Raw genomic sequence first — 12,132 nt, 5'->3', positions numbered from 1 at the left:
TTCATTGGCGGCTTGCTACTGCATCCAGGGCGGAGGCGGTTCTTCGGACTTGTTCGGCGGCGCATCGTCCGCCGTTCGCGCGGCCTGGCGCCTTGCGTCATCCAGTCGCGCCGCTTCGATCTCGCGCAACACACTGCCGACGTCGGCAATATCGTCCGGATCTGCAAATTCCCCGGTCAGCACGGTCGCAGGGGACAACGTGCCGGCTTCGAAGTGGGACCACATCTCACGGGCGTAGCGCGTCTCTTTCAGCTCGGGCGCAAAGCGGCCGAAGTAGGACGCCATGTTGCCGACGTCGCGCTCCAGCATGGTGAATGCATGATTGTTGCCCGCAGCATCTACCGCTTGCGGCAAGTCAATAATGACCGGCCCGGTAGGCGTGAGCAGCACATTGAACTCGGACAGGTCACCGTGCACCAGGCCGGTACACAGCATCAGCACGATTTGCTGAATCAGGAACGCGTGATACTCGCGCGCCTGATCGGGCTCAAGCGTCACGTCATTCAAACGCGGCGCGGCATCACCGTACTCATCGGCAATAAGCTCCATGAGCAGCACGCCCTCGAGAAAGTCGTACGGCTTGGGCACTCGCACGCCGGCCCCTGCCAGACGGAACAGCGCCGCGACTTCAGCGTTCTGCCACGCGTCTTCGGTTTCCTTGCGGCCGAACTTCGAACCCTTGGCCATGGCGCGGGCCTGGCGGCTGTTGCGGACCTTGCGGCCCTCCTGGTATTCCGCCGCCTGACGGAAACTACGTTTATTGGCCTCCTTGTAAACCTTGGCACACCGCAGCTCTTTGCCACAGCGCACCACATAAACAGCTGCCTCTTTGCCGCTCATGAGCGGGCGCAGCACCTCGTCGACCAGACCGTCTTCGATCAGGGGTTCAATGCGTTTAGGAGTCTTCATCAGCTTTTATTGGGGGTCCTTCGTTGCCAAACACGCGATTGTTGCTCGTTATACGGCAATCCTCTGTCGGCGAGTAGGGGCTTATGCGACTCGACCATGGATTCAATACCTGCCTCTACGGCGCTTACACCTGCAAAGCAGGTTTCATGCCGGGCGCAGCGATACCCTGTCGATCAGCCATAAAGCCCTCTGCCAATGGGTCATATCAAAGGAAGGCCCCCCTAACGTCACGGATGCCAAGCGAACACTCAGAAATAAGGGGCCTTTGAAGACCCCTTCCATGACAGCAAATGGTTGCGTCTTCGTTACCAGCTATAGCGAACGCCTACGCTTACGCCCCAAGGTTGTTCGATGTTGCGGCCCTTCATAAAGTCGACATCCGCATGTAACTGCAGCACGTCGGTCATTTGCGCGGCAACGCCGGCCCCCAACTCGACGCGAGAGCCAGAGAGGTCGTTTGTGAAGCGGTTTTCGTTGATGCTGACGCGATTGCGCGACACAAACTCGTGAGCAGCGGCCACCTTCATATAGGGCTGAACAAATGCCCCATCGTCCAGCGTGAATGTGCGGCCCACTTGCGTACCGGCTTTGCCCAGCAACGAATCGGCCCGGTTGCTGCTGGCGCGCATGCCGTTGTCGAGATCGTAACTTTCTCCACCGACCAACAGCCCGGAAACTTGAGCGAAGGGCTCGACGAACCAGTCATCTGCGAGCTTGATGTGCTTGCCGACCTCTACCGAGGCACCGACGCCTGCAGTGTTGTAATTACCCTTTGCTTTCTCGCCATCGCTCATGCGCACTTCGGAATGGTTCTGGAAACGGTTGGCCTTGATCAGCGCATCGACATAGAACCCATCATCGGCAAGCCAGGTGCTGTAGGCGCCGAGGTAATAGCTGTCAACCGTACCGGATGTGCCTTGCTGAAGGTCCAGGTCGGACTTGCTGTAACCGCCCATCAGGCCCACAAGCCATTGGCCCTCGTTGCTTGGTAAAGGCGCGTCAGCACCGAACGCTACCCCCTGCTGGACTTGCTTATAGGCCACGCCGCCACCCGCAGACATATTGAATTTATTGCCGTAGCTGCGAATCCAGCCGCCGCCCTGATCAGTACCGTTGCGCAATTCTCCCATGCGAGTGCGCAGCGTCGCTGATTCGCCATACCAAATGGTTGGCGCGGCGCTGAACAGGCCGATCACGGCTTGTGAAGACTCGGAGAGCTCGTCGGTCTTCACCAGCGACCAGTCCGTGCCGCCTTCGGCCACGTTCTGCTCAAGCTGATAGGCGTAGGTGCCAAAGTCGACCTTGCCGCCGAGCAGAGAAAACTGTGCATCGCCTTCTGCCACATGCGCGAGGGTGTGGGTATCATTGGCCTGAACCGGATCGACACCGGTGTTCTGTACCAAAAGCTGGTAACTGCCGACGGCAGTTCCTGTCACCTCCAGGAAATCACTCTCGCCAGCCGCCAGATCGGTGCCCATGGCAAATGTGCCATTGCCTTCCAGTTGGCCCAGTGTCAAGCGGCTGAATTCGGGTGTCGTTCCTCGCAGATCAACGGTCCCACCGTTCAGCAAGAGCGAGTTGACTGAGGAGTGGCCCTGCATGATCCACGCAGAAGAGTGATCGATAGCGAGGCTCGTAGCGTTAGTCACCTTGCCTGTGAGACTGGCATTGCTATCCAGCGACAGCTTGGCGGTAGACCCCTCTTGCACCAGAACATCACCTTCCAGTTGACTGGCGCTGACGTTGAATGTGGCGATAGCAGCGTTTTCTACCTCGAGGATCACCCCGTTGCCACCTTTGAGGGTGGAGCCGTTGGCGACATCGATCCTGGTTTCGACAGCCGGAGAGTTGCCGGCACTGACCAGGATGGCGCTGCCCTTCTCACCCACGACCGCAGAACCATCGGCCACAACCAGGCTTGCGGCAGAAGACTGAGCCCCTGTTCGACCCGATACCATGACCACGCCGTTGTTTTCCCCTACGACGGTGCTGCCCGACATCGTGGCGCGACTGCCGCCCAGCACCATACCGACACCACCGGAAATAGGCCCCACTGTGTCGACGCCAGCATTGCCTTTGACGGTTGTGTTCACCAGTGAAACTTCAGCGCCGTCGAATGCGTTAATCCCGCGACCGGCACCGGAAATGATGCTGTTAGTGACAACCGCGCTTGAGCCGCCCGTGTCCGTGTCATAGCGATACAGATGCAGTCCGAAGCTGGCTTCCGACGTTGAGGACGTGATGTTCTGCGCGGTAATGGTTGCGTTGTTGATGACGGCACGGCTTGTCTCGAGTAACACGCCGGCGCTGCCCCGGCTTGTCGCTGTGCCACCGTCGATATCAACGGTGGAATTCCAGCGGGCATCAATGTTTCCTGTTTCACCTCCCGGTGTGACGACGAGTCGCGCATTATTCAGCCGCCAGTCTTCCGGTGTATCGGCGTAACTGACTGTGGCCTCACTGCCTGGGCGAAGATAGCTGGCCCATCCCCCTTCGCACGTGAGCGCAGTCCCCAGGAAAACGGCGATGGGCCAGGGTGCAGCTCGCATAAATACTCGTTCGGATTTCATCAAACAGTTCCTCTCCCTCATGCACAACGATGTGCGGCTTTAAAGAGAGGCCATTTGATAGGAGAACTTCTTAAATTACGGCAAGAAAGGTCCTACGGTCATGTAGGACATTTCCTAAACAAACTTATCTTGGTACACAAATTGTGGAAGAATCGAGAAGTTTCCTGCGCCTGAGACGCAACCACGCGAAACGGCGCATTACCAGGAATAGCGCAACCCGACATTCATACCCCAGGGTTGCTCGATGTTTTCGCCCCTGCTGTAGTCCACATCGGCATGGAGCTGCAACACATTATTGAGTTGAAGCGCCACGCCCGCGCCCAACTCAACGCGGCTACCGGACAGATCATCGCTAAACGTCGTCCGATTGACTTTGACTTCGTTGTTGCGTGCGAACTCATGAGCCGCGGCGACTTTCAAATAAGGCTGAACGAATCCTCCCCCGGTCAACGGAATATTTTTGCCCAAGTGGGTGCCCGCTTTGGCAACTAAGGAATCGGCCTTGTTGCTGCGGGCCTCCAATCCGTTATCAAGTGCGTAATCCTCTCCCTGTACCCACAGAGCCGAGACCTGTGCGAAGGGTTCGACAAACCAGTCTTCGGCAAACTTAATGTGTTTACCCACTTCGACAGAACCGCCGATGCCGTAGTTTTGATAATTACCCCTCGATTTTTCACCGTCACTCATGCGCACATCCGCCTTGTTCTGGAAGCGGTTGGCCTTGATCAGCGCGTCAACGTAGTAACCACTTGTCGACAGCCAGGTGCTGTACAAACCCAGATAATAACTCTGGACCCGACCATCGCTGCCTCGCTGCAAGTCGAGCGCGGATTCGCTGTAACCGCCCATTACACCCACCAGCCACTGCCCGTCTACTTCAGAGACCGGGGTGTCTACGCCGAATGAAATGCCAGACTGGGTCTGTGTGTAATTGACCTGGTCCGTTGCCGAGACCCTATATCGGTTTCCATAGGTTCGCGCCCAGACGCCGCCCTGATCGCGCCCGTTGCGCAGTTCCCCCATGCGGCTGCGCAACGTAGCGGTCTCGCCGTACCAGACAGTAGGGGCGGCACTGAACACTCCGATGACGGCGCGCGCCGACGGCGAGATGATCGGCTTGCCAGGATCGACTGGCGGTACACCTCCGTCCCCTTCGCCTGGGCCCACCGGCGGTTCACCTCCGCCCCCTTCGCCTGGACCCACCGGCGGTTCACCTCCGCCCCCTTCGCCTGGACCCACCGGCGGTTCACCTCCGCCCCCTTCGCCTGGGCCCACCGGCGGTTCGCCTCCACCGGTGGTTGCCTGGGCAAGAAACCACTCGTTGCCTCTTTTTTCGAGCCGGTACACGAATGTCCCCACGTCCACTTGGCCGCCCAGGACAGAAAAGGCCGCGCTACCGCCTCCCGAGTGCACAACCTTCTGCGCGAAATCCTCCTGGATGGGCTCGACGCCCGTATTCTGCACACGCAGCACAAACGCCCCATCGGCATTCCCCACCACGTTGACCAGGTCACTGAGATGTCCGGCCAGATCCGTGCCCATCGTAAACGCGCCATTCCCCGCGAGGCTGCTGGCGTTGAGCGTGCGGAAACCCTGACCGCCCGCTCGCATGTTTACCGTCCCGCCAGCCATTGTCAGCTCGCCCACTGAGGAGTCGCTGACCATGTTGAACGTGGAGGCCCCGTCGACGGCCATCCGTTGCCCCTGAACCACTGTCCCGGTCAGTTGTGAACCGTTATTGAGCGCGATGGAAACCGGGGTAACAGCGTCCTGCACCACGTCGCCGGTCATAGTGCTCCCATCGAGACTCAGGCTGCCCAGGTTGCTCAATGTGCCGACAAGGTTTGCACCATTGGTCATGGACACCCTCGCAACTGATCCACTGCTCTCGGTTACGTTACCGGTCACGGTGCTCGCACTCAGATCAAGACTTGCAATGTCGGACATGGATCCTGTGAATGTCGAGTTGTTTGCCATGACGACCGCAGTCGGCGAACCGGGCAAGGCAATGACGTTGCCGGTCATGGTGGCGGCATTTATGTTCAGACTGTTGATATGGGTCATGTCGCCGGTGAAAGCAGCGTTGTTACGTAATGTGACGTCGGCGAGCGAGCCCTGGATGACATTGACATCACCGACGAGTCGGCTGTCATCGGCCACAAAGTTCACGTTCGATGCCCGGGAAGCCGTAGCCGCCTGCCCAACCTCGAGAATCACGCCATTGCCGCTATTGAGCGTGGAACCGTTCTGCACGGTCACCGTGGCGTTGGTCACCGTGCCGACGACTGTCCCGATCAGAATTGCGCTGCCGGAGGTGCCTGTGAGAGTGGCGCCATCCAGGCTGAGCGACGGGGTGATTCGGCCGCCGTTGTCGGCCGTCAGAACCGCGCCCCGGTTACTGCCGGTAGCCGCCCCCCCTTGCAGGGATAACGATCCGCCAATAACCGTCAGCCCCACTCCATCGGCGATGACGCCCCCGGGCCCGCTGCCGCTGCTCGTCACTTGGGTATTGATCAGCGTTGCCGTGCTGTTGCCCACGACATTGACGCCTCGTCCAATGCCGCTGATCGAGCTGTTAGTGACACTGGCAGTCGACCCGCCTCCTGCACCGGAAATCTGACGGTTGACAGACAGGCCAACAGCATTGACCGATGAAATGGTTGAATCGTTGATCAGGCCGTTGCTGACGATCAGGCTGACGCCGGAAGAGTTAGGTTGGGTGGCAGGATCAATAGCCGAAACCGAGCCACCGTCGAGATTCACTGTTGATCCTGCCTGAGCGCTGATCCCCTGAGTTGCCCCCCCCGGATTGACGAGCAGAGTCGCGTTATCAAGTCGCCAGAATGTCACGGGCGACCCGGCATTGACGATACCCGTTGTGCCCGGAGCTAAAATTGCCGCGCCTGCGCAATGACTGACGGCCATTCCAAACACCATGAGAACGGGAAATTCCCAACCTTCAGTTCCGAATCCTTTACGACGTGTCATAACTAACCTCCCTGTTTCCTTGAGTCGCCCCTGATTGATTAGCGATTGCCGAGCGTGCTCATGGCGCTTATCAAAGGGTAAACCAAGTGTATGCAGCACTCATTATTTAGCATGCGTATTAACGCCCGTTTTAATAACCATTCGAAATAATGGTTATTTCAGTTCGCTCTAACCGCCCAACGGCGCCGACAACACATTGATATGCCAAGTACTTTCGTTGACATTTATTTATCGCCCGCCCACGGCACTGTCATTTATGACAGCAGACAGACTCTTGAAAACCCACCATCTTGTTATCGGCATTTACGCCATATCTTCACAGGGAGTTGGACATGGGAAACAATATCTTTCCGTCATCAACAAGAGCTCGAGCAGGACGCGCGCTTTTGCAACTGACTGTTTTTAATAGAGACCCGGTTACTCATACGATTCCGCTTGAGTTTCTGGACGCAGACCTTGAGGTGGGAATTCCCGACAGCGACGACATCTTCGTCGGCGATTTTCTGGAACTCTATGTGAGAGGCACCCCGCTCGGAACACGCCGTACCGTCACCGCTGCCGACAAGCAAGCCGCCCAGGGCAACCCCGCTTTCTACTACTCAATGACTATTGATAAGGCTTCTTTTCCGTCCGAGGGTGAAAGTGTAACGTTCAACGTGGATTACTACGTAGGCTCTGGCAGCGTAAAGGACTTATCCAATTTGCCTGTGGAGGTGATTCTGGATCGAGAACCTCCAGGTGGAACGCCGCTTCCCTACTTGAGCTTCACACCTGAGCAACTCGACGGCATCGCACAGAGCGACTTGACGGACGACTACCTCGAAGTCCGGGCGCCACTCTGGTATGGCAAGCGTATCGGGGATGTTCTTACGCCATGGCTGGGCACTTCTGAAACGGAAGGAGTGCTGGTCACCGAGAGTGCGGTGGAAGTCACAAGTATCAGCGAAACTACCTTTGCGCGCTTCCCCAAGTCTCTCCTGCTCATCAACGGTGATGTTCCTCAATATTTCGCGTATCAACTGAGGGACGGGTTGGGGAACCAGTCCGAGGTGGCACGCAGCCGCGAAATTCCTGTGTCATTGACACGCTGGCGTTACAAATCAAAAAAACGTTTTGAGAAAAGCGGTCGCGCATCGGTCGATAACGGCGTGGGCAAGCTTGTTGCCACCCTACTCCCCCCACTCCAAGTGCCAGACACGGTCTTTCCGGACGGCACTCTTCCTCTTGCGATACTGGGTGCGGATCTTCCAGTTCGCATCCCGAACAAAGTTCCCGAGTTTCCGGCGGGCGCCGTCATTCAGTTGTACCGGGTGGCCGAAGACGGAACAGCGACGGAACTAGGACCTCAACGCCCTATTACCCAGACCGAGTCAGATGATGGCAGCTTCGTGTTCGATTTGGCGATTCCCAAAACGGATTTTCCTGCAACGGGCACCACGCCATGGGCACTCGATTACAGCGTTTTTGACCCGCTTTCCAGCGGAGAAGGTCTGTCAGGAAATCTTGTAACAGTGATCTTCGATCGCGAAGCCCCAGGTGGAGCTTCGCCCCCCGACATGCCTTTGCTGGAATTCACCCAGGAGCAACTGTCAGGCATTACCCTGGCGGATGTCGTCGGTGATGGCATTCCCGTCAGCCTGCCCGCCTGGTATCTGAGCGCCGGCCTGGATGTTGCGCAACTGTGGCTAAGCGATACCGCAGCAGAGGACGACGCTAAATATCTTCCCGGCACCTTTACGCTGACAGATGCAAGCGCAGGCAAAGCCTTGGATGTCGAGTTTTTGGTCACAGACATCGAGCCGATGGGCAACAAGGTCCTTTACTTTGCTTATCGACTCACGGACAAGGCCGGCAATATCAGTTCACGCTCGAATCCTGTCGCTATTGAAGTACTCCTGACTGAAGCGCCAACTGATCTTGAGCCTCCGGTGGTTCCGGACAACGAAGCACACGGCGTCGTGACTCAGCAAGATGCGGCTGAACTGGTGGAAGTCGAAATACCGAATTATACGAACGCTGCGGAAGGCGACAGAATCTACGTCGTATGGGGCAATACGAAAATGCCGCCCGTGACGTTGGTGGCGGCCGACTTAAACCCTGCCCCACCCGCATTTTTGAAAGTGATCAAGTTGCCTTATGCGGATGTTCTAGCCGAAGGCAGCGGAAACGGCAAATTAGTTACATACGAAGTATGGCGCGGGAGCGTGCTTGCAAACACTTCTCCGTCAACTTCCGTTAACGTAAATCTCGACAGCCCAGGCCCAGGCCCCGATCCAGACCCAGGAACGCCTTGGCATGAAAACCTCGTGCCGCTGGTCGTCGTCGGTGACAGCGGCGCTGGCGGTGATAACGTGATTCCGCCTGGCGACTTCAACAAGGATGCTGTAGCCACTGTTCCCCATATCGGCAAAGACGGGATGGTTATCTGGAAACCAGGGGATCGGGTGCAAGTCAGTTGGGACGGCATACTCATTGGAACGCCATTTCCCATTACCCTCGCAAATGAAAAACAAGATGCGAAAATCACTATACCCGCAGTGACAGTGGGAGCCTCGACCGGACTGAAAGATGTGTTCTACATCGTAAGCCGTGATTTGCCCCCCAGCAATCAGGTAGCGACTGCAGTATCCGAACCGACACCGGTCGATGTGCAATCGCCAGGCTTACTGCCAGGGGACGGTTCGTTAGCCAAGGCGATATTCCCCGAAGAGGATACCGTTCAGAATGTGATCAACAGAGTAAACGGGCTGGACGGAACGCCCATCCAGATTATGCTGAAGGGTGTGAGCAACATTGCCAAGGATGACCTCATCAACTTGAGGTTTGTGGGTCGGGAAGGTCTGGTTGACCCCACGTCTCCGGAAATCTCCGGGACCGAACTTGTTGTCATCGACCACAAGATCACCGACCAGGAAATAGCACTGGGTTATTACGAACTTGCTGTTCCTTATAATCCCTATCTGCAAAAAATCTGCCGTGCTGGCTGCACGGTGAATTACTCCATTACCAATAAAGTTGGCACACCTGTTGAGGCGGATCAGAAGTATATCCGGATCGCACTGGGTCCAGTAGGAGACCTTTTTGTTTGTCCGATCAACCCTACAATACCGGCCGATTCGCGTTCGAGAACCGTAGTTATTCCTCGCGCGTAGTCACTCTTCTACAACAGGGCGCAGTAGGGCCCTGTTGTAGAGGTCTGGCTTCTAACACCGTTCGCTCTGAAAGGAATCATGTTATGGCAGTTTTACCAGACGGCACTGTCTCACCCCGCTCAAGTGGAACGTTAGCGCTCAATCCATTGATCATCCCCGTTATGGATTACGGGTCGGCGAGGCCTGGCTTAGGCTGGGATGACTTGAACGACCCCAGTAAGCCCGTGTTCTTGCAGGCTCGGTTAAATATCCAGGCTTACCAACCGGGAGACTTCGTCACGCTCTATTGGAACGACGAAACTGTACAGACCTTCTCATTGGAGGAATCGCACTTTCAAAACAGCTTCATGGCGTTCAACCTCTATCCGGTCTCCATTGTCGAGCCCAGTGGTGAAGTTTATTACACCATTTATGACCAACTCAGCGACTCAACTGAACCGTCAGGCAAACGAACGGTGCGCGTAAAGTTGTCAGTGCCCGGCGGACCTGATACCGACGCTTCAACGCCCTACCTCAATGACCGACTGACCGTAGCGAGTATTACACCTGCAGGCGACATAACTGACGAGAATACCCCAGTCAGTGTCACTGTCGCGCCATGGCTGTACATGGCCGAAGGCGACGAACTCACGGTCATCTGGAACGGCGTTCGACTTACACAGCCTCCATTGGACAGCGCGCAGGTAGGTCAGCCTCAGACCGTTGTTATCCCCAGAGAAACGCTCATTGGTGCGGGCGACGGCAGCCCCGTGACGGTGAGTTATGAGATCAGGGACATCGTCAACAATTACTCGCTCGTGTCCAGGCCAGCTTTTACCAACGTCATCGTTGATCCCAACGCTCCTCCAGCACCGGCCGTCAAAGTAGCCGGGACGCGGGTGAGCATCATCGATCTCGATCAGTTGGGCAGCGGCAATGTCCAGGTCGAAATTCCCCACGACAACGGAATTCCCGCTGCCGGGGACTCGATAACGCTGAACTGGAAGGGCAGAGCTGCGGACGGTATGCCATTCGAAAAGGTCCTTGGGCCAGCAACATACCCCGGAGGCGGACTCAATCTGGAGTTCACCGTGGCCAACGCTGATGTTGTGGCCATTGCCGGTGGCGGGGCAGTTGTCAGCTATCTGGTACAAGGCAAAGGTTCGAAACGCACCACCATCACTGTGGTCGGTGTGCCCGCGCAACTGACAGCACCACTGATCCCTGGCGTTGTCGGTGACATAGACATTGGCGTGATCTCGGATCCGGTACTGGTTCGGATACCTGCCTATGCCGGTAAAGCAGAGAATGATGTGATTTTTCTCTCCTGGGAGGGGCTGACGGAGGCCGGTAACGCGCTGGTGTACTCGGACACCTATACCGTAGGGAATGGTGAAGCCTCGATTGGGAAAGACATGGAGGTAAACAAAAACCTACTCACGCCCCTGGCCAGTGGCTCGTTGAGCATAAGCTATCGCGTTAACAAACCGGGTGGGGCAACGTTGAAGTCAGAGGTCACGGCTTACACCGTCAGCGGAAGCATATTGCTTACCATCCCGACGGTGCTGAACGCCCCTGGCGACATTTTCGATCCGGCGGCCAATCCCAATGGCACTTCGGTACATGTGGATGGCGTCGCTGCTGCCCTCAAGCGCCTGGACGAAGTGACGATTTACTGGACCGGCCCCGTTCAAGAGGGCAGTGCGTCGCAGACGTTTACGATCGCCAGCGATAATCAGTCCCTCGATTGGCCGGTGTTGGCAGCGCAGATTGATCCAAGCCGCGGCAGCACCGTTAATGTGTTTTATGAAGTAAAGCGTACGGCTGGGGGCAGCGGCAAATCAGTCACCCGAACGCTTGCGATCCTTGATCCGATCCCGAACGAGATCACGGATGATTTCACGTCACGCACGGGCGCGATGATCCGGGCCGGAGGAACGCTCAGCACCGATTACATCACACTGTTTTTTGAGTCGGGCAACGGCCAGGCAGGATTCCCGATACGCGATGACGTACCCCCCGACGGGGCGGCGGCGTTGCAACTGCCTGTACTTCACATTTGCTATCAACATCCGGCCAACCAACCAGGAACCCAAGTCGTCCTGATGGATTTGAGACGCGACTGCTCGAAAATTGAATTCGACATTTATGGCTGCAACGGTAAAACCCGTATCGACTTGCTGGATGCCGGTAAAACTATCGTCGAGACTAAAACCCTGCCAGCAACGACAAATCATCACTTCATTTCCACCACCGCCCTGCCCATTCACTTCATCCGCGTTACCGGAGAGACCGACTGGACGCTGTGGGACAACATCAAGATGACAACGCGCAATCTTGGAAGGAGCAAAAGAAAATGAAGATCACTTCCCTCACCACCGACCAAAAAGACAAATTGACGGCTGCGATCAAGCAGGCGCTTGACGGCACTTTATCCATTAACGCAACACCCTACCCTCGTCCTAAAGTCGAGCCTGCAGACGCATTCAACGTGCTTGATCCCAACAAGAACAACGCTGTCGATAACACCTATA

General features: G+C 56.7%; 5 protein-coding genes. 2 read left to right on the top strand and 3 right to left on the bottom strand.

Annotation, left to right across the window (positions count from 1 at the left end; all coding sequences use genetic code 11):
• Window positions 1–15: 15 nt before the first annotated feature.
• The 3 genes from SLW74_RS16830 to SLW74_RS16820 all read right to left on the bottom strand — a co-directional run bounded on the left by SLW74_RS16830 (window position 16) and on the right by SLW74_RS16820 (window position 6,467).
• Window positions 16–909, bottom strand: a complete 894-nt coding sequence (locus SLW74_RS16830) for a PA4780 family RIO1-like protein kinase (protein ID WP_192133180.1) — start codon at window positions 907–909, stop codon at window positions 16–18.
• 305 nt (window positions 910–1,214) lie between these two features.
• Entirely contained in the window at window positions 1,215–3,479 is a 2,265-nt protein-coding gene (locus SLW74_RS16825) for an autotransporter outer membrane beta-barrel domain-containing protein (RefSeq protein WP_410929569.1), read from the bottom strand.
• Between the two features lie 198 nt (window positions 3,480–3,677).
• Window positions 3,678–6,467 (bottom strand): autotransporter outer membrane beta-barrel domain-containing protein, encoded by a 2,790-nt coding sequence (locus SLW74_RS16820; protein ID WP_410929568.1) that lies wholly within the window; start codon window positions 6,465–6,467, stop codon window positions 3,678–3,680.
• A 332-nt stretch (window positions 6,468–6,799) separates the two neighbouring features.
• Between SLW74_RS16820 and SLW74_RS16815 the strand changes: the two genes are divergently transcribed.
• Entirely contained in the window at window positions 6,800–9,619 is a 2,820-nt protein-coding gene (locus SLW74_RS16815) for a hypothetical protein (protein WP_410929567.1), read from the top strand.
• A gap of 83 nt (window positions 9,620–9,702) precedes the next feature.
• Window positions 9,703–11,958 (top strand): hypothetical protein, encoded by a 2,256-nt coding sequence (locus SLW74_RS16810; RefSeq protein ID WP_410929566.1) that lies wholly within the window; start codon window positions 9,703–9,705, stop codon window positions 11,956–11,958.
• Window positions 11,959–12,132: the final 174 nt, after the last annotated feature.

Source organism: Pseudomonas sp. W5-36, assembly GCF_046540455.1.
In the GTDB taxonomy this organism is placed as follows: Bacteria; Pseudomonadota; Gammaproteobacteria; order Pseudomonadales; family Pseudomonadaceae; genus Aquipseudomonas; species Aquipseudomonas graminis_B.
The sequence above is the reverse complement of the archived record's forward strand: the minus strand, read 5'-3'. Positions and strand labels throughout refer to the sequence as shown.

What these genes read in the sequence shown, in the direction of transcription:
- SLW74_RS16815 (WP_410929567.1), top strand. Translation starts at nt 6,800, where the DNA reads ATGGGAAACAATATCTTTCCGTCATCAACAAGAGCTCGAGCAGGACGC.
- SLW74_RS16825 (WP_410929569.1), bottom strand. Translation starts at nt 3,479, where the DNA reads ATGAAATCCGAACGAGTATTTATGCGAGCTGCACCCTGGCCCATCGCC.
- SLW74_RS16820 (WP_410929568.1), bottom strand. Translation starts at nt 6,467, where the DNA reads ATGACACGTCGTAAAGGATTCGGAACTGAAGGTTGGGAATTTCCCGTT.
- SLW74_RS16810 (WP_410929566.1), top strand. Translation starts at nt 9,703, where the DNA reads ATGGCAGTTTTACCAGACGGCACTGTCTCACCCCGCTCAAGTGGAACG.
- SLW74_RS16830 (WP_192133180.1), bottom strand. Translation starts at nt 909, where the DNA reads ATGAAGACTCCTAAACGCATTGAACCCCTGATCGAAGACGGTCTGGTC.